Raw genomic sequence first — 19,918 nt, 5'->3', positions numbered from 1 at the left:
ATGCACTAACATGGACAAAGCATGACTAAGAATTCCATATGAAATCGTGGGGAGGGGCTAATATGAACGTTAGCCATGAATTTGATCGTTTTCGCAGCATAGTGGGACCAGCATTGAAAAGTAAGCAGGAGGAATTTCTTCTATTAGGGTATGACAATGTATCAGAGGAAGAAATTTGGCAATTTTTAGTTAAAAAAAAATGGCGAAAGGGAAAGAATGAGATCAAGTTGCATGAAGTGATTCAAAGTATTCTTTCACTTAAAATTGGGGAGTTTATGAATTATAGCGCAGTTGAAGCTTTAAAAGAGGCGGAATTTACACTTGATGATGACGAAGAGCTTTTAGAATTGTTAAAATAATGTGAAAAAGTAAGGGGATTTGTTAATTATTTATGTCGTAAACGCTTATCAAATTGACAGTCCCTTAAAACTGTTTCATAATTATCTACTTGAAGGGATACCCAGTTTTTTGAAGTGAATCGCTGTAATGACAGCAGCGAACAGCAGATTAGCTTATGGATGATCTGTCGGCTTTAGATTTAAGGAGGAACTATACATAATGGTAAAAAGAAGTCGCATTGTTGCCTTTTTAATTTTTATTATTGTTATGGGCGGCGTAATGGGGGCAACAACAAAGGACACTGTCAGTAACATAAAGCTTGGGCTCGATTTACAAGGTGGATTTGAGGTGCTTTATGAAGTTAATCCAGCGAAAGAGGGCCAAAAGATTGATCAAAAGGCACTTACCAGTACAGTTGAGGCATTAAATAGACGTGTAAACGTACTGGGTGTAAGTGAACCTAACATCCAGATTGAGGGTAATAACCGAATCCGTGTACAGCTTGCAGGGATTGAGGATCAAAATCAGGCACGGGAAATTCTTTCAACTGAAGCCAATTTAACCTTTCGGGATGCCAATGACCGTGTATTAATGGATGGTACGGATCTTGCAGAGGGCGGTGCCAAGCAAACCTTCGACGAAAATGGCCAGCCGATCGTATCGCTAAAATTGAAAAGTGCAGATAAATTTAAAAATGTTACCCAAGAAATTGTTAATATGGGTGCACCCAATAATGTATTAGCCATTTGGCTGGACTTTGAAGAAGGTGTAGACTCTTATAAGGCGGAAATTGCAAAGCCGGATCCGAAGTTTGTTTCTGCTCCAAGAGTAAGTGAAGTGTTTAACCAAGATACTGTTTCAATTGTCGGTAGTTTTACCGTTGAAGAAGCAAAAAGTTTAGCAGATATTTTAAATGCAGGTGCACTTCCAGTTAAACTTGATGAAATCTATTCAACCTCAGTTGGTGCTCAATTTGGGGAACAGGCAATGAATGAGACTGTTTTTGCCGGATTAATTGGGGTTGCGGCTGTATTCCTTTTCATGATTTTCTATTATCGTTTACCAGGTTTAGTTGCTACGATTACACTAACAATATATCTATTTTTAACGTTAGTCATCTTTGATTGGATGAATGTAGTTCTAACCCTTCCAGGTATTGCTGCCTTTATCCTTGGTGTCGGTACAGCGGTTGATGCCAATATCATTACCGCAGAAAGAATTAAGGAAGAAATGAGAGTAGGGAAATCGATTAAGTCTGCTTATAAAGCAGGTAATACGAATTCAATTTCAACGGTTACAGATGCAAACATGACGCTTCTTCTTGCTGCTGTTGTGTTATTCTTCTATGGGGAAAGCTCTGTTAAAGGGTTTGCAACCAGCTTAATTATTGGTACATTGGGAAGCTTTTTTACCAACGTTTATTTATCAAGATGGTTACTAGGCTTATTTGTTAACAGTGGTTATTTTGATAAAAGACCAGGTTGGTTTGGCGTTAAGAAAAGTGACATTCACGATATCCGCGATAATGTTGATACGCTTGATTTAACAACGAAATTTGATCGCTTCGACTTTGTCAAGCCGCGTAAAAAGTTTTTCGCAGTCTCTGCTACGGTACTCGTTGTCGGGATAATCATTTTAGCGGTGATGAGGTTAAATCTATCGATTGATTTTACAAGCGGTACTCGTGTAGAACTGCTTTCTAAAGAACCGCTTACCACTGAAATGGTTTCAAATGAACTAGAAAAGATTGACATGAAAACAGATGATATCGTCATTTCAGGTGATGACAATAATATCGGGGTAGCTAGGTTCAAAGGGATGCTATCCAAAGCGGAAATTGCCGATTTGAAATCACATTTTAAAGAAGCGTTTGGAGCAGATCCGAATGTCAGCAGTGTTTCTCCGACAGTTGGTAAGGAAATTGCCAAAAATGCTTTCATCGGCTTGCTCATTACATCGCTTGGATTGATTATCTTTGTATCATTCCGTTTTGAATTGCCAATGGCGGTTGCCGCCGTTATTGCCTTGTTATTTGCCGCTTTCTTTATTATTCCATTCTTTAGCATCACACGATTGGAAGTGAACTTGACCTTTATTGCGGCATTGTTAACCGTTGTCGGATATGCGATAAATGATACCATTGTTACGTTCGACCGGATGAGAGAAAACATGCAAAAGAGACGTAAAATCAAAACCTTTGAAGATATTGTTGATATTGCTAATACCAGTGTACGTCAAACGCTTGGACGATCAGTCAATACGGTATTAATGGTAGTCATAACGGTTGTAGCATTAATGATCTTCGGAAGTGAATCGATTCTATCCTTCTCAGTTGCTTTGACTGTTGGACTCTTGGTTGGTACGTACTCTTCCATCTTCATTGCTGTTCCACTTTGGGTAGAATGGAAGAAAAAAGAGCTGAAAAAGAAAGGTGTTATTAACACATATAAAGAAAAACGTGTACGCACCGACGAGCCACAAGTATAACAATAATAAGAACCGCAGGATTTCCTGCGGTTCTTATTATTGTAAGTTTTTGCGCTATTTTTATTTCCTTCGTTTCCCATTCAATCCATACTCTTTCATTGAATCCTTTTTTACTCTTTTGTATAATAAGTAGGCTAAGGGGTGAACGTATGTTAAATTCAAAAACGCGTTGGATTGTTCGATCTTCAAAAAAAGAAAAAGTCACCCAGCTGGTGGAAGAAATTAATGTGACGCCACTGGTTGCATCGCTACTTGTGAACAGAGGACTTGAGAATCCTGAGGAAGCAAGGGCTTTTTTATTTAGTGAAAAACAGGAATTCCATGATCCATTTCTCTTTTTGGACATGGAAAAAGCTGTGAACAGAATAAAGCAGGCCATAGAGGCAAATGAAGCGATTATGATCTTTGGAGATTACGATGCAGATGGTGTTACAAGTACCACAATCATGATGAAAACGCTGCAGGAGCTTGGGGCAAATGTGCAATTTTACATACCAAACCGTTTCACGGAGGGCTATGGTCCAAATGAAGGTGCCTTCAGGTATGCACATGAAATTGGAATCCGCCTCATCATTACGGTTGATACCGGAATCGCTGCACTAAATGAAGCAAGGGTAGCAAAAGAGCTTGGGATTGATTTAATTATTACTGATCACCATGAACCTGGACCTGAACAGCCGGATGCTTTTGCCATTATACATCCGAAAAGAGAAGGCAGTACCTATCCGTTTCAAGAGCTTTGTGGAGCCGGCGTAGCTTTTAAGGTCGCCCATGCATTACTAGGAGAACTTCCACATCATTTATTACAATTTGCGGCAATTGGCACAATCGCCGATCTTGTTCCATTAAAAGATGAAAATAGACTTATTACCCAAAAGGGATTGAATATACTAAGAAATACGGATAACGTTGGATTAAAAGCTCTTTTCAAACTCGCAGGTGTTGATCCGGGAACAACAAATGAGGAAACAATCGGCTTCTCGCTTGCACCGCGAATAAATGCAGCGGGGAGACTTGACAGTGCAGATCCGGCCGTTCTTTTGATGCTCACGGATGATCCTAATGAAGCAGATGCTTTAGCGGAGGATATCGAGCAATTAAATAAAGAACGAAAAGAGTTGGTTAACAGCTTAACGGAAGAAGCCATACAGATGGTAGAACAACATTTTCCTATTGAGGAGAACAGCTTCCTTATTGTTGGAAAAGAGGGTTGGAATGCCGGTGTAATTGGAATTGTTGCATCAAGGCTGGTTGAAAAATATTATCGCCCAACCATTGTATTAAGCTATGATCAAGAAAAGGGACTAGCGAAAGGCTCGGCAAGAAGTATTGCAGGATTTGATCTTTTTAAAAACTTATCCACCTGCCGGGATATTTTACCTCATTTTGGCGGGCATACTAGTGCTGCAGGTATGACATTAAATATTAGTGACGTTGATGAACTGCGCCAGCGTTTGAATAGGCTAGCTAATGAGCAATTATCAGAAGAGGATTTAATTCCTATCACGTACATTGATACAGAAGTGTCGGTTCAGGATATTCACATTAATTCCATTGAGGAAATGAATAAATTAGCTCCTTATGGGATGGATAATCCAAAGCCTAAAGTTCTGATTAGGGAAGCAGATATTGGCACGATAAAGAAAATTGGCTCCGAGCAAAATCATTTAAAATTGACATTGGAGCATGAGGGAGCTTCATTAGACGGTGTAGGGTTTGGCCTTGGCGAAGCATGTGACCACATCTCCCCTGCTTCCAAGCTTTCGGTTATCGGTGAATTATCGATTAATGAATGGAATAATCGGAAAAAACCGCAAATCTTTTTACAAGATCTTTCTGTTTCCTCCTGGCAGCTGTTTGATTACCGGGGGGCTAAAAAATTACTTGGTATAGCTGATACCCTGCCGCCAGATCGGACAAAATGGATCGTCTTTCGTCAAGAATATGCCTTGAAATTGCAGCAATCAATTGGAGGTGGAGAGGTTCTATATATTTCTTCTTTGCCTGAAGCAGAAGAAATTCCACTTAATGATTGTCATGTTGTGTTAGTTGATTTACCACCTTCAAAGGAAATTCTTTATCGGCTTTTGCTTGGGAAAAAGGTGGCTAGAATTTATGCTCATTTATTCAAGGCAGATAGCGACTTTTTCTCTACGATTCCAACGAGAGAGCATTTCAAATGGTTTTATGCGCTGATTGCAAAAAAAGGACCATTTGATTTAAAGAAACACGGTGATGCGATTGCAAAGCACCGAGGATGGTCAAGAGAAACAATTGATTTTATGTCACAGGTGTTTTTTGATCTTGATTTTGTTACAATGGAAAATGGACTGATTTCATTGAACAAGAATGCTGGCAAGCAGGATTTAGCAGATTCCAAAACGTATCAACAAAAACTGGCTCAGTATGAGCTTGAAAAGGAATTGTTATATTCATCGTTTCATCAGTTAAAAAACTGGTTCGATCAATTGATTCATGAAACGGTGAAATTCGAGGAGGCTTTATAAAATGGACTTAAAACAGTATATTACCGTCGTAGAGGATTGGCCTAAGCCAGGCATAAGTTTTAAAGATATTACGACATTAATGGATAATGGCGACGCTTATAAATATGCGACAGATCAGATCGTTCAATATGCACGAGATAAAGAAATCGATCTCGTAGTAGGTCCTGAAGCCCGTGGATTTATCATTGGCTGTCCTGTTGCGTATTCCCTTGGTGTTGGGTTTGCGCCGGTTCGTAAAGAGGGAAAATTGCCACGTGAAACAGTGAAAGTTGACTATGGTTTAGAATATGGAAAAGATGTCCTTACGATTCACAAGGATGCAATCAAACCAGGTCAAAGAGTCCTAATAACGGATGATTTGCTTGCAACAGGTGGAACCATTTTAGCTACCATTCAGTTAGTAGAACAATTGGGTGGAGTTGTAGCAGGAATTGCTTTTTTAATTGAATTAAGTGATTTAGAAGGAAGAAAAAAGCTCAAAAATCACGATATTCTTACACTGATGACCTTTTAAGGAGTGGGAGCGCTTACAAGAATAAGCGCTCTTTTCCTATATCTATAGCTCTTGCGCTCCTGTATCTGTCATCTTTTTTTAATTAAACTGAAAAATAACATACATTCTCTTTACATCTCATCATTTTTTTTCGATAATAATAACAATCATTTGATTTTTTTATTCATATTCATTCATTATAAATACTAAATACATTTAATTAAAAAGGTGATTTTATGGCGAACGATCAAGTATTAACCGCCGAACAAGTCATCGATAGAACAAGGGGATATTTAAACGATGAGGATGTAGAGTTCGTTCGAAGGGCATATGAATTTGCCAAACATGCACATCGTTTACAATACAGAAAATCCGGTGAGCCGTATATTATTCATCCAGTTCAGGTCGCAGGTATTTTAGCAGACTTAGAAATGGATCCTTCTACGGTGGCAGCAGGATTTCTCCACGACGTTGTTGAAGATACAGAAGCTTCTCTTCAAGATTTAAAGGAAGCCTTTAGCGATGAAGTGGCCATGCTCGTCGATGGTGTTACAAAGCTCGGTAAAATTAAATATAAATCTCACGAGGAACAGCAGGCAGAAAATCATCGGAAGATGTTTGTGGCCATGGCACAGGATATTCGCGTCATTATGATTAAATTGGCAGATAGGCTTCATAATATGCGGACATTAAAGCATCTGCCAGCAGAAAAACAACGTCGTATAGCAAATGAAACATTAGAAATTTTTGCACCATTAGCGAATCGACTGGGGATTTCGACGATAAAATGGGAGCTTGAAGATACTGCGTTACGTTATTTGAATCCACAGCAATATTACCGGATTGTTAATCTCATGAAAAAGAAACGTGCGGAGCGGGAACAATATTTAGATGAAGTCATTGTTGAATTGCAAAAGAACATGGATGAAGTAGGCATCAAGGCAGAAATGTCTGGACGGCCAAAGCATATTTACAGTATTTATCGCAAAATGTCCCGGCAAAATAAACAATTTAATGAAATTTATGATTTGCTTGCCATTCGGATTGTTGTTAGCTCGATTAAAGACTGCTATGCCGTACTTGGAATCATTCATACATGCTGGAAACCAATGCCTGGCCGTTTTAAAGATTATATTGCGATGCCTAAGCCCAATATGTATCAATCCCTGCATACGACGGTGATTGGTCCTAAGGGTGACCCGCTTGAGGTGCAAATTCGTACGGTTGAAATGCATCGCATTGCTGAATTTGGGATTGCAGCACACTGGGCCTATAAAGAGGGTAAAACGTTACAAGAAGATTCAACATTTGAAGATAAATTGACATGGTTCCGTGAAATTCTTGAATTTCAGGATGATACGGTAAATGCAGAAGAGTTTATGGAGTCGTTAAAGGTCGATCTTTTCTCTGATATGGTATTTGTTTTTACTCCGAAGGGAGATGTCATTGAGCTCCCTGCAGGTTCTGTACCGATTGATTTTGCTTACCGAATTCATTCCGAAATTGGAAATAAAACAATTGGAGCAAAGGTCAATGGGAAGATGGTCACTCTCGATTATAAATTGAAAACGGGAGATATATTAGAAATTTTGACATCCAAACATTCCTATGGACCAAGTCAGGATTGGTTGAAGCTTGCACAAACATCACAGGCTAAAAATAAAATAAGAGCTTTCTTTAAGAAGCAAAGAAGAGAAGAAAATATTATTAAAGGCCGCGAGCAGGTGGAAAAAGAAATCCGCTTGATGGAATTTGATTTAAAAGAAATTTTAACACCTGAAAATGTAAAACGGGTTGTTGAAAAGTTTAACTTTGCCAATGAGGAAGATATGTATGCGGCGGTTGGCTATAACGGAATCACCGCATTGCAGGTGGCCAATCGGTTAACGGAAAAATGGCGTAAAAAGCGAGACCAGGAACAAGTAGCCAACTTAACCAATGCTGTTTCGGAATTAAAAACGCTGCCGACTAAGAAAAAACGAGAATCTGGTGTTCGGGTTGAAGGCATTGACAACCTGTTAATCCGACTTTCTCGATGCTGTAATCCGGTACCTGGGGATGAAATTGTCGGTTTTATCACAAAAGGCAGAGGAGTTTCAGTGCACCGCAAGGATTGCCCAAATATCGTGACGGACGATGCGAGGGAAAGGCTCATTCCGGTCGAATGGGAATCAGGATTAAATGACAAAAAAGAATACAATGTGGAAATTGAAATTACCGGTTTTGACAGAAGAGGTCTCTTAAATGAAGTTCTTCAGGCTGTCAATGAATCACGGACGGATATTTCAACTGTATCCGGAAGGACTGACCGTAATAAAATGGTTACGATTACGATGTCCATTTCAATACTCAATGTAAGCCATTTGCAAAAAGTCGTTGATCGGATTAAGCAAATTCCTGATCTTTATGCCGTTAGAAGAATCATGAATTAAAGGTGAAAAACATGCGAGTTGTTGTACAAAGAAGTAAAGAAGCAAGTGTAACGGTAAATGAACAGGTAATCGGGAAAATCTCGAGTGGTCTTGTACTGCTTGTCGGTGTTACACATGAAGACACAGAAGCTGACGCTGCTTATTTAGCTGAAAAAATTGTCCACCTGCGAATTTTTGAAGATGAAAACAATAAAATGAATCTTTCCCTACTTGATAAGGGAGGCAGTATTTTATCTGTGTCGCAGTTTACCTTATATGGAGATTGTCGTAAAGGTAGAAGGCCTAATTTTATGGATGCTGCAAAGCCGGATTATGCCTTAGCGCTATATAATCGCTTTAATGAATTATTGAGAGAAAAAGGAGTCCAAGTTGAAACAGGGGAGTTTGGCGCCATGATGGATGTTTCTCTTGTCAATGATGGTCCTGTGACGTTGATAGTAGAAAGCTAAAAAAAAGAGAGCCTCGGCTCTCTTTTTTTGCATCCAGCACCAGGGCTTTTGCGTTTAATTTTCTTTAAAATAACGACCAAGCCCCTCGTAAATTCCGGTGGCGGCCGATTCCTGGTATTGTTTCGATTTGACGTGCAGTTCTTCAGTAGGATTGCTTAAATAACCTAATTCAATCAAAACGGCCTTTTTGTTATTTTCTCGAATGACATAATAATCACCAAAGCGGGTCCCACGGTCCTTCATTTCTGTTTCATCGATAACAGCCGAGTGAATGTTGATGGCCAGTTCCTTTTGCCAAGGATAATAATAATAAGTTGTTAATCCTCTGACACTCTGATTTTGAGTGCTGTCATAATGGATGCTGATAAAAGCATCCGCATTTAGCTCATGTGCAACGTTGACACGATAAGGCAGATTTAAATACTTATCCCGCTGCCTTGTTAATGTTACATCGGCTCCAGCGGCTTTTAGCTTGTTAAATAATTCGCGTGCGGTTTCCAATGTGAGTTCTTTTTCCAATGTACCTCTTGTCCCGGAAGTTCCATCATCTATTCCACCATGACCGGGGTCAATGACGATTTTTTTGTTTTGTAAATAATACCCCAAATCGTTGTCTGTTTCTTCATTGCTTGCTGCTTCTTCAGCAGCTTCGCTTTGTTCGCTCATTTCAGAAACGACCCAGCTGGCCACATAACCAATTTGTCCGCCTGTTAATTGAATTTCATACCAATCATTTTCAAAGCTAATGACTTCGAATGTATCTCCTTCATTGGCACGCTCAAGTATAGTAGATTGGGTATTTGGATTTTTTCTAATATTTGTTCCATTATGTAAAATGGTTAATGTTGAGTTTTCTAGCTTTTGTGCATTTTCTTTTGGGTGTTCTTCTGTCTTGTCTGCTGTTAGTTGAATATAATCCCCTGATACCCATCCTTTTTGTTCACCATATTGAATTTCAACCCAACCATTACGTTCAGAAATAATGTCAACCACTGTACCTTGATCAAGTCTTCCGACAATGTCTGAATCTAATGAGGGGGCAGTGCGGAAGTTTAAGGAGTCTACACGAATGTGCCCTGTCTTAGATGAGTTTCTTTCCTGCTTTTCCTGTCCTTCTGAAGCAGTTTCAGATGAACCTTCCCCTTCATTCTGTTTGACAAGGTAATTTGCGACCCAGCCTTTCTTATCATTCTTCAGCTGAATTTGCGTCCATTCTCCGTCTTCCTGCAAAACGGAATAGACTTCTCCTTTGTTCAACGTGGTCATAACTTCATAATCCCGACCTGGACCACTTCTGACATTCAAATCATCAGTTGAGATTGTGATGGTAGTTCCTGCTGCTTCTGTTACTGAATTTGTCTCAAGCCAGGTAAGACAGAGAGCGATGCAGATGAGAAAAATTAATTTCTTTTTAAGCAAATCCAGTTCCCTCCCTTGTTCTGTTTTTGAATCATTTTTTGCTTAAATTTCTAGTTCACTGCTATGAACAAAGTGGATTTTTCCTGCATGAAAAATTACTTCTCCTTGAGCAGATAATATCCCTTCTCTTGTATCGGATTATTTTAGCGATTATTTAGTTTTTTCCTTATGAAATAGTTTCTTTTTATGAAATTATTAATGCTAATTTGGGAAAGCTAACAAAGTAAACAAAAAGAATGGATAAAAAAGAGACTTTGTAAAGGTGGATGACAATGCGGCACGGAGATAAAGGAATGTCAGCTCTTTCTGGACACAACCAATTAACTGGTGTAGATTTTCATGACCTGACTCAAAAAGAACAGAATGCTCAAACCATTGAATTCGCATCTGAATTTGGGCTATCTCCTCAGGATGTCAAAAAGTTAAAAAAGCAAATGGAAAGAAATTAACTACAACTATTGACAATTTTCGAGAAGCTTCGTAATATTATGTAGATAATGTGAATATTGCCGTAGAAGAAGAAAAGTAATTTAGACCCACTTGGTTAGAGAGGAAACACCACAGGCTGAAAGTGTTTCTGCAAGCTGACTAAATGAAGAACACTTCTGAGGCTTCACGCTGAACGAGAAGAAAGTATTTCTTTAGTAGGGGATGAACGTATACAGGCGTTAACGAAAAAAGTGGAAGTAATGCATACATATTGCTTCAATTTAGGGTGGTACCACGGGAATTAATGCTCTCGTCCCTTGTATAAATCATACAAGGAGACGGGAGCTTTTTTATTATTTTTGTCATATAGCCTATTAAGATTTTAGTAGCATAGATAGGTTTACTATTTTTTCTTTCAGGGAGGTTTAGTGCTATGTCTATCCAGATACCTAGAGGAACTCAGGATATACTGCCGGGTGAAGTAGAAAAGTGGCAGTATATCGAAAAAAAAGCGCGTGAGCTTTGTGAAAGGTTTCAATACAGAGAAATCAGAACTCCAATTTTTGAACACACTGAACTGTTTACAAGGGGTGTCGGTGAAACAACAGATGTGGTTCAGAAGGAAATGTATACGTTTGATGATCGCGGCGGACGCAGTTTGACACTACGACCAGAAGGTACGGCTTCTACTGTTCGTTCCTTCGTAGAGCATAAAATGTATGGCGATCCTAATCAGCCTGTTAAATTATTTTATATGGGACCGATGTTCCGCTATGAAAGACCGCAGGCTGGTCGTTTCCGCCAATTTGTACAATTCGGTGTCGAAGCTCTCGGCAGTCAGGATCCGGCTATTGATGCAGAGGTAATTGCGCTGGCCATGTCCATCTATAACAGTCTGGGCTTAAGTAAATTAAAGCTGATTATTAACAGTCTTGGTGATAAGGAAAGCCGTCTGGCACATCGCAGTGCGCTGATTCAGCATTTCCAACCGCGAATCGGTGAGTTTTGCCAGGATTGTCAAAATCGTCTTGAAAAAAATCCAATGCGGATTCTTGATTGTAAACAGGACCGTGATCATGAGCTCATGAAATCAGCTCCATCAATCATTGAATATCTAAATGGAGATTCAAGAGAATACTTTGAGAAAGTACAACAGTATTTAACATCTTTGGATATTCCATTTACGGTTGATCCTAATCTAGTTAGGGGTCTTGATTATTATAATCATACGGCATTTGAAATCATGAGTGATGCAGAAGGCTTTGGTGCTATTACAACCCTATGCGGCGGTGGACGATATAATGGCTTGACCGAAGAAATCGGGGGTCCAGAAACACCCGGAATTGGTTTTGCTTTTAGCATCGAACGCTTCATTGCTGCATTAAAGGCTGAAGCTGTCGAGCTTCCAGTAAATAAAGGGATTGATTGCTATCTCGTTTCTTTAGGTGAAGAAGCAAAGGATTATACCGTAGGACTTTTGCAAAAACTTCGATTGGCAGGCATCTCAGCTGAGAGAGATTATTTAAACCGGAAAATTAAAGCGCAAATGAAAGCTGCTGACCGCTTAAATGCTAAGTTTGTGGCCATTCTAGGAGAAGATGAGTTAAAGGAAAAGCGGATTCTTGTGAAAAGAATGGAAACAGGCGACCAGTGGGAAATGGATTTAGAAAACTTTGTTGATACATTTCATGAATTACAGCAATAGGGAGGAAAAGGGATTATGTTTGGAAGAACTTATTTTTGCGGCGAAGTGCCGGAAAGTGCAATTGGAGAAAAGGTAAATTTAAAAGGCTGGGTGCAAAGACGCCGTGATTTAGGCGGATTAATCTTTATTCATTTACGTGACCGTACTGGAATTATTCAGGTTGTTTTTAATCCTGAGGTTTCACAGGAGGCATTAGAGGTAGCAGAGAAAGTCCGCAGTGAATATGTTGTGGATGTGGTTGGTACTGTTATTGCAAGGGATGAATCTACTTTTAATCCGAATTTAAGTACCGGTAAGATTGAAGTACAGGTTGAACAAATGACCATTATTAATGAATCAAAAACACCTCCATTTATGATTGAAGATGATGCAGAGGTGTCAGAGGATGTTCGTTTAAAATACCGTTATTTAGATTTAAGAAGACCGGTTATGTTTAATACATTAAAAATGCGTCACCAAGTAACAAAGGTTATGCGTGATTTTCTTGACAGCGAAGGGTTTCTTGATATTGAGACACCAATTTTAACAAAGAGTACACCAGAGGGTGCGAGAGATTATCTTGTACCAAGCCGTGTGCATCCAGGTGAGTTTTATGCACTGCCACAGTCACCGCAGCTTTTCAAGCAAATGCTAATGGTCAGTGGTGTTGAACGCTATTACCAAATTGCTCGCTGCTTCCGTGATGAGGATTTACGTGCAGACCGTCAGCCAGAATTTACACAATTGGATATTGAAACAAGCTTCATGAGTGCTGAGGATATTCAAGGCATGATTGAAAACATGATTCAAAGAATTATGAAAGAGGTTAAAGGAATCGACATCACCGTTCCATTCCCACGTATTCCATACGACGAAGCAATGGGCAGCTATGGTTCAGATAAACCTGATACAAGATTTGAGCTTAAGCTTACAGACCTGTCTGAGGTTTTCCAAAGCTCTAACTTTAAAGTATTTGCTGGTGCTGTTTCAACTGGTGGACAGGTTAAAGCAATCAATGTTAAAAATGGTGCTGTCAATTATTCAAGAAAGGATATTGATGCACTAACTGAATTTGCTGCACGCTATGGAGCAAAAGGACTTGCATGGCTAAAAGCAGAAGACGATGGTTTAAAAGGACCGATTGTTAAGTTCTTTAGTGAAGAAGAGCTAGCGGCTGTAAACCGTATCCTGGCAGTTGAAAAGGATGATTTAATCCTATTTGTTGCAGATAAGAAAAAAATAGTTGCTGATGCTCTTGGCGCGTTAAGAGTGAAAATTGCAAAGGATCTTAATTTAATTGACGAAAGTAAGTTTAACTTCCTTTGGGTAACTGATTGGCCATTGCTTGAGTATGATGAGGATAATGGTCGTTATTCAGCAGCACACCATCCGTTTACAATGCCTGTTAGAGAAGATATTGAACTGCTTGACAGCGAACCAGGCAAGGTTCGTGCCCAAGCGTATGATATCGTGTTAAACGGATACGAGCTTGGCGGTGGTTCACTACGGATTTTTGAAAGAGATGTTCAGAATAAAATGTTCAAGGCTTTAGGCTTTACAGAAGAAGAAGCAAATGAACAATTTGGATTTTTATTAGATGCATTTGATTATGGAACACCACCACATGGCGGTATTGCGTTAGGGCTTGATCGTTTTGTGATGCTGTTAACGGGTAGAACTAATTTACGCGATACCATTGCATTCCCTAAAACTGCCAGCGCAAGTGATTTGTTAACCGATGCACCTGGGGAAGTAAGTCCAGCGCAATTGCTTGAGTTAAATCTTGCCTCAACTGTTATCAAGTAATAAATGTGACAAAAACAGTCATTTTACATTTCTTGAATGCTTGTTTGCATTATGCTATCATAAAAATATGAAAAGAGTCCTGATGTGTACGTAGTATATCCAATCGTTTGACCGAACATTTTACCTTTGGGAGTCCGGAGTTTCCAATTAGCGTACAGGCCTGACCTAAGAACTTACATTCGTAAAGTTCTTACTTAGGATTTACAATAATGGAATAGAGCACCCACCTGCTAAGTGCGGGTTCAAACAAAGGCTTAAAGCGACGGCATAATTGGGACTCTTCCCATACATATGAGTTAAAACCATGTCGATATGGCGTGGTTTTTTTATGCCATTTATTACAAAAAATCCTTAATTATTCATACCTGTATACTTGTTTTAAAATTATAGTATGTTATAGTTCTAAACAGGAAATCTAAAGGTAATTGAAGATGCAAATGGAGTTGGTTTTAATGTTACATCAATTTTCTCGTAATGAACTTGCAATAGGTAAAGAAGGGCTAGAAAGGCTAAAAAATAGTACCGTGGCTGTTCTTGGAATTGGCGGTGTCGGTTCATTTTCTGCAGAGGCACTTGCCCGTTCAGGAGTAGGCAAGCTTATTCTTATTGATAAAGATGTTGTTGATATTACAAATGTAAATCGTCAGGTAATCGCTTTGCTTTCTACCGTTGGAAGGCCTAAAGCCGAATTAATGAAAGAAAGGATTGCCGATATTAATCCTGATTGCGAAGTAATTGATCTGAAAATGTTTTATACTGAAGAAACATATGAAGAGATTTTTGCCCATAATCTAGATTTTGTTGTCGATGCTTCTGATACGATATCGTATAAAATCCATTTAATGAAAGAATGTCTAAATCGACAAATCCCTATTATTTCAAGCATGGGAGCAGCAAATAAAATGGATCCTACCCGTTTTCAGATTGCGGACATTTCGAAAACACATACAGATCCGATTGCAAAGGTCATCCGAACAAGATTAAGAAAAGAAGGAATTAGAAAAGGAATTCCAGTTGTTTTCTCTGATGAAAGTCCAATTGTGATCAGGGAAGATGTTCGAAAAGTGGTTGGAAAAGACGATGCAGAGATCCGTAAGGCCAAAATGCCGCCGTCTTCAAATGCATTTGTTCCGTCTGTTGCAGGTCTTATCATGGCCAGTTACGTTGTAAGAGAACTTCTTAGCGACATCAAAATCAGTACGGTAAAAGACGCTTAAGCTTTGTAGCGTCTTTTTTCAATGCCATATATCGCAAGCCAGCCAAAGCTCGTTTTTAGGTGGAACTGTCCATCTGAAAAGTACAAATAGGGCGAATTAGTGCATTGCAGGTGCCTGATACCATACGATACACTATAATGAAAGCATATATGTAATGGGGGTTTTGGGATTGAACGGTGAACCGCTTGCTTTTCGGATGCGTCCGACAATCATCGAGGAAGTAATCGGACAAAAAGAGATTATCGGAAAAAATACAAGTTTATATAAAATGGTAAAGAACGGCTATGTGCCTTCTATGCTTTTATACGGGGAGCCTGGTATTGGAAAAACCTCCCTTGCCTTCGCGATTGCAGGAACGACTAAGCTCCCGTTTGTCGCTTTAAACGCTACAACCTCTGGTAAAAAGGATGTTGAAGAGGTTGTACAGGAAGCTCGTTTAACAGGAAAACTTATTCTGTTTTTAGATGAAATTCATCGTTTTAATAAAGCACAGCAGGATTATCTACTTCCGCATGTAGAGAATGGCACCATTGTGCTAATTGGAGCAACAACAGAAAATCCCTTTCATGACGTGAATCCAGCCATCCGCAGTCGTTGCGGACAAATTCTGCAATTAACAAGACTTGCTAAGGAAGATATTAAAGAGCTCATTATTCGAGCATTAAAGGATGAAGAAAGAGGCTTTGGCAAACTCTCGATAGACATTACCGAAGAGCAAATTGATGCGATAGCTGAAGGTGCTGCAGGGGATGCCAGGAAATCACTTACGATGCTGGAATCAATCGTTTATTCTTCTGATATTGTTGAGGATACATATAGAGTTCAAAATGATACAATCGATAGGATGATCAAAAAAGCGGGTGTGTACGGAGATAAAAAAGGATCTCATTATTACAACCTCTTATCCAGTTTACAAAAAAGCATCCGTGGCAGTGATGTGAATGCTGCTTTATACTACCTAGCTCATTTATTGGAAACGGGTGATTTAGTATCCGTTAATCGTAGATTGCTGGTTATTGCCTATGAAGATATAGGACTTGCTAATCCAGATGTTGGAGGCCGTGTTCTTGCAGCAGTAACCTCCTCGGAACGACTTGGACTTCCAGAGGCAAGAATACCACTTGCCGCGGCAGTTGTTGAAATGTGCTTATCTTCAAAATCGAATTCTGCCTATAAAGCGCTGGATGCAGCGATAGACGGGATCAGAACAGGAAAAGTAGGGGAGATTCCAAAACATTTACGGGACGCCCATTATTCTGGTGCAAAGGTTCTCGGCCATGTCGGTTATCAGTATCCTCATGATTATCCAATTGGAACCTTTGGCGGCTGGGTGAATCAGGAGTATTTACCTGCTAATTTAAAGGGCACTAAATATTACCAGCCAGTTGAAGCAGGTGAAGAAAAACGGTTAGCTGCGATATATGAAAGACTGGAACAGTTTAAAAAGGGAAAATAGCTGTATCAAATACGCTTCGTCCGGTCAAAAGTCGGAAGCCTGCAAGGGTATAGGATAGTATGATATAATAGATTAAGTTTATCTATATAGTATGCTTTTATATAGCACTATTCACTTTTTTAGTTTTAATATATATTTATCAAATGAATTGAGAGAGGTGTTAGGAAATGAAAATTTCAACAAAGGGACGTTATGGCTTGACGATTATGATTGAATTAGCCAAAAAATATGGTGAAGGACCCGTTTCTTTAAAATCAATTGCACAGGCAAATGATTTATCTGAACACTATTTGGAGCAGTTAATCGCTCCTTTACGGAACGCAGGCTTAGTGAAAAGTGTTCGCGGTGCTTATGGAGGGTACATTTTAGCGGATGATCCATCCAAAATAACATCAGGTGATATCATTCGTGTTCTTGAAGGTCCCATTACACCTGTTGAAGGAATTGAGGATGAAGAACCGGTAAAACGGGCATTATGGATTAGAATAAGGGATGCAGTAAAGGATGTTTTAGATAACACTACGATCCAGGATTTGGCAAATCATAAGGATGAGGGTGAAATTGATTCCTATATGTTCTATATTTAATTTTATTCAGCCAATGCCCTTCTCTTCTGAAATTAAACGGTGAATTGAAAAAGCTCTTCGATTCATGAGGGTACAAACCCAGCTGAATAAAGTTAAGCCTCCGGCGGATGTCTCGGATTCTAAGAGGAATTTATCGAGCGAGCTCGATAAAAATCCGGACGCAAATTCGACGAGCGAATTTGATAGAATAGCTCAACAAAATAAGAAGGTGAAACAATTTGGAACGGATATATGTCGATCATGCGGCAACAACCCCCATGCACCCTGCTGTAATTGAAAAAATGGCTATGTCAATGGCTGATTATTTCGGTAATCCTTCGAGTATTCATTCTTACGGACGTGAAGCACGAAAAATCGTTGATGAGGCTCGATTAGGAATAGCCCGAAGCATTGGAGCGAAGGAAACTGAGCTAATCTTTACGAGCGGTGGAACGGAAGCTGATAATTATGCTATTTTTGGCGCTGCGGAAGCGAATCAAGCGAATGGAAAACACATTATTACTACAGCTATTGAACATCATGCTGTTTTGCATGCATGCCAAGAATTAGAAAGAAGAGGGTTCGAGGTTACTTATTTACCTGTTGATGAAAATGGTAGGATTTCTTTATCAGATTTTCAACAATCACTAAGAGACGATACGATTCTTGTCACCATTATGTACGGTAATAATGAAGTTGGAGCGATCCAGCCTATCGCAGAAATCGGTGAAATTCTTTCAGAACATCAAGCTGTTTTTCATACAGATGCGGTGCAGGCATATGGAATGGAAAAAATAGATGTTAACGAATTGAAGGTTGATTTGTTGAGTGTATCTGCTCATAAAATAAACGGACCGAAGGGAATCGGTTTTTTATATAGTAAAAATGGAATCAAACTAATCTCCCGAACTTTTGGAGGAGATCAGGAAAGAAAAAGACGGGCTGGCACAGAGAATGTTCCGGCAATTATTGGTTTCTTTGAAGCTGTTAAGCTGATGGAACAAGACAGGGAGAAACGAAGAGACCAATATAAGCTGTATAAAGAAACACTTGTAGATACACTCAAAGCCTATCCTATCCAGTTTACGGTTAATGGGTCTCTTGAGACATCGTTGCCGCATGTGCTGAATCTCAGTTTCCCTGGAACGAATGTTGAGGCACTTTTGGTAAACCTTGATTTAGCAGGTATTGCTGCTTCTAGCGGGTCTGCATGTACAGCGGGTGCAGTAGAGCCTTCGCATGTTCTTGTCAGCATGTTTGGGAAGGAATCTTATAAATTGACAAATTCGATTCGTTTCAGCTTTGGTGTTTCAAACACCGTTGAGCAAATCAAAAAGGTCGGAGAAGAAATGGCAAAAATCGTACAAAGATTAACAACTAAATAAGACTAGCAAAAGGAGGCAGTTCTGTTGAAGGAACCAAAAGACACACGGGTTGTGGTTGGAATGTCTGGCGGCGTGGATTCATCTGTCGCGGCCCTTTTGTTAAAGCAGCAGGGTTATGATGTCATTGGAATCTTTATGAAAAACTGGGATGATACAGACGAGTTTGGCGTTTGTACAGCGACAGAGGATTACGAAGACGTGATACGGGTTTGCAATCAGATTGGGATTCCATATTATGCCGTTAATTTTGAAAAGCAGTACTGGGATAAAGTTTTTACGTATTTTCTCGATGAATATAAGGCGGGAAGAACACCAAACCCAGATGTAATGTGTAATAAAGAAATTAAGTTTAAAGCATTTTTAGAGCATGCGATGAACCTGGGAGCCGATTATTTAGCAACAGGACATTATGCGAGAGTTGAATATCGTGACGGCGAATATAAAATGCTTCGGGGGATTGACGAAAATAAAGATCAAACCTATTTTCTAAACCAATTAACACAGGAACAGCTTTCGAAGGTTATGTTCCCAATTGGTGACATTGAAAAAGCAAGGGTTCGGGAAATTGCTAAGGAAGCAGAATTAGCTACTGCAACGAAAAAGGACAGTACAGGAATTTGCTTCATTGGGGAACGGAATTTCAAAACCTTCCTAAGTCAATATTTACCCGCTCAGCCGGGAAATATGGAAACCTTGGATGGTAAAGTAGTAGGAAAGCATGATGGCCTTATGTATTATACAATCGGACAGCGTCATGGACTAGGAATTGGCGGAGCCGGTGAACCATGGTTTGCAATTGGTAAGGATCTAAAACGCAATGTTCTCTATGTCGGCCAAAGCTTCCATAATGAGAAGCTATATTCAACATCAATCACAGCAGTGAATGTAAGCTGGGTGTCAGATAGAGATAAATCAACAAGCTTTGAATGCACCGCAAAATTCAGATATCGTCAGGCTGATAATCAAGTCAGAGTTGAGTTACTAGATGATCAAAAGGTTAGAGTCGTGTTCAAAGAACCAATCCGTGCGGTTACACCAGGACAAGCAGTCGTTTTTTACAATGGTGATGAATGTTTGGGTGGCGGTACAATAGATGAAGTCTATAAAAATGATGCAAAGTTAACATATGTTGGATAATGGAGAGAGATCTAAAAAATGGTGTCAGATAGCTGCAGGGTAACTGTAGTGTCTGCACCTTTTTTTGCTTAGTTCGAGTACTTCTCTAGTGTAGAAGTATGCTATACTTTTA

Annotated in this window: 15 protein-coding genes, 1 other RNA gene and 1 other annotated feature; of the genes, 15 read left to right on the top strand and 1 reads right to left on the bottom strand. The window is 39.4% G+C overall.

Features of this window, described 5'->3' with window-relative positions; all coding sequences use genetic code 11:
* Nucleotides 1–62 precede the first annotated feature (62 nt).
* The 6 genes from ACHUFV_RS08125 (at nucleotide 63) to dtd (ending at nucleotide 8,707) form a co-directional block, all read left to right on the top strand.
* Nucleotides 63–359, top strand: a complete 297-nt coding sequence (locus tag ACHUFV_RS08125; protein WP_394233074.1) for a post-transcriptional regulator — start codon at nucleotides 63–65, stop codon at nucleotides 357–359.
* Nucleotides 360–558: 199 nt separating this feature from the next.
* Complete coding sequence (gene secDF, locus ACHUFV_RS08120; protein WP_394233073.1) at nucleotides 559–2,826, top strand: protein translocase subunit SecDF; 2,268 nt, start codon at nucleotides 559–561, stop codon at nucleotides 2,824–2,826.
* A gap of 149 nt (nucleotides 2,827–2,975) precedes the next feature.
* Nucleotides 2,976–5,333: a single-stranded-DNA-specific exonuclease RecJ gene (gene recJ / locus ACHUFV_RS08115; RefSeq protein WP_394233072.1), complete on the top strand. Its 2,358-nt coding sequence runs from the start codon at nucleotides 2,976–2,978 to the stop codon at nucleotides 5,331–5,333.
* Nucleotide 5,334: 1 nt separating this feature from the next.
* Complete coding sequence (locus ACHUFV_RS08110; RefSeq protein WP_394233071.1) at nucleotides 5,335–5,847, top strand: adenine phosphoribosyltransferase; 513 nt, start codon at nucleotides 5,335–5,337, stop codon at nucleotides 5,845–5,847.
* Between the two features lie 215 nt (nucleotides 5,848–6,062).
* Nucleotides 6,063–8,258, top strand: a complete 2,196-nt coding sequence (locus tag ACHUFV_RS08105) for a RelA/SpoT family protein (protein ID WP_394233070.1) — start codon at nucleotides 6,063–6,065, stop codon at nucleotides 8,256–8,258.
* A gap of 11 nt (nucleotides 8,259–8,269) precedes the next feature.
* Complete coding sequence (dtd, locus tag ACHUFV_RS08100; protein ID WP_394233069.1) at nucleotides 8,270–8,707, top strand: D-aminoacyl-tRNA deacylase; 438 nt, start codon at nucleotides 8,270–8,272, stop codon at nucleotides 8,705–8,707.
* A gap of 54 nt (nucleotides 8,708–8,761) precedes the next feature.
* Here the strand turns inward: dtd and ACHUFV_RS08095 are convergent, their stop codons facing one another.
* On the bottom strand, nucleotides 8,762–10,126 hold the full coding sequence (locus tag ACHUFV_RS08095) for an N-acetylmuramoyl-L-alanine amidase (protein WP_394233068.1): 1,365 nt from the start codon (nucleotides 10,124–10,126) through the stop codon (nucleotides 8,762–8,764).
* Nucleotides 10,127–10,398: 272 nt separating this feature from the next.
* Here ACHUFV_RS08095 and ACHUFV_RS08090 point away from each other — a divergent pair, with 272 nt between their 5' ends.
* The 9 genes from ACHUFV_RS08090 to mnmA all read left to right on the top strand — a co-directional run bounded on the left by ACHUFV_RS08090 (nucleotide 10,399) and on the right by mnmA (nucleotide 19,806).
* Complete coding sequence (locus tag ACHUFV_RS08090) at nucleotides 10,399–10,575, top strand: hypothetical protein (protein WP_394233067.1); 177 nt, start codon at nucleotides 10,399–10,401, stop codon at nucleotides 10,573–10,575.
* A gap of 54 nt (nucleotides 10,576–10,629) precedes the next feature.
* Nucleotides 10,630–10,876, top strand: a binding site (T-box leader).
* A 112-nt stretch (nucleotides 10,877–10,988) separates the two neighbouring features.
* Nucleotides 10,989–12,260, top strand: a complete 1,272-nt coding sequence (gene hisS / locus ACHUFV_RS08085) for a histidine--tRNA ligase (RefSeq protein ID WP_394233066.1) — start codon at nucleotides 10,989–10,991, stop codon at nucleotides 12,258–12,260.
* A 15-nt stretch (nucleotides 12,261–12,275) separates the two neighbouring features.
* Entirely contained in the window at nucleotides 12,276–14,045 is a 1,770-nt protein-coding gene (gene aspS / locus ACHUFV_RS08080) for an aspartate--tRNA ligase (RefSeq protein WP_394233065.1), read from the top strand.
* Nucleotides 14,046–14,118: 73 nt separating this feature from the next.
* Nucleotides 14,119–14,327: non-coding RNA, 6S RNA (gene ssrS, locus ACHUFV_RS08075), on the top strand.
* A gap of 170 nt (nucleotides 14,328–14,497) precedes the next feature.
* Entirely contained in the window at nucleotides 14,498–15,262 is a 765-nt protein-coding gene (locus tag ACHUFV_RS08070; protein WP_394233064.1) for a tRNA threonylcarbamoyladenosine dehydratase, read from the top strand.
* 169 nt (nucleotides 15,263–15,431) lie between these two features.
* Nucleotides 15,432–16,718, top strand: a complete 1,287-nt coding sequence (locus tag ACHUFV_RS08065; RefSeq protein ID WP_394233063.1) for a replication-associated recombination protein A — start codon at nucleotides 15,432–15,434, stop codon at nucleotides 16,716–16,718.
* Between the two features lie 167 nt (nucleotides 16,719–16,885).
* A complete protein-coding gene (cymR, locus tag ACHUFV_RS08060; protein ID WP_394233062.1) occupies nucleotides 16,886–17,305 on the top strand; it encodes a cysteine metabolism transcriptional regulator CymR in 420 nt (139 codons plus the stop codon).
* Between the two features lie 218 nt (nucleotides 17,306–17,523).
* Nucleotides 17,524–18,669: a cysteine desulfurase family protein gene (locus ACHUFV_RS08055; RefSeq protein ID WP_394233061.1), complete on the top strand. Its 1,146-nt coding sequence runs from the start codon at nucleotides 17,524–17,526 to the stop codon at nucleotides 18,667–18,669.
* A gap of 21 nt (nucleotides 18,670–18,690) precedes the next feature.
* A complete protein-coding gene (gene mnmA, locus ACHUFV_RS08050; RefSeq protein WP_394233434.1) occupies nucleotides 18,691–19,806 on the top strand; it encodes a tRNA 2-thiouridine(34) synthase MnmA in 1,116 nt (371 codons plus the stop codon).
* The last annotated feature ends 112 nt before the right edge of the window (nucleotides 19,807–19,918 follow it).

Origin of the sequence: Niallia oryzisoli (genome assembly GCF_043641075.1) — a bacterium.
Lineage (GTDB): Bacteria > Bacillota > Bacilli > Bacillales > Cytobacillaceae > Bacillus_BD > Bacillus_BD oryzisoli_A.
This window is presented reverse-complemented; position numbering and strand designations above follow the sequence as displayed.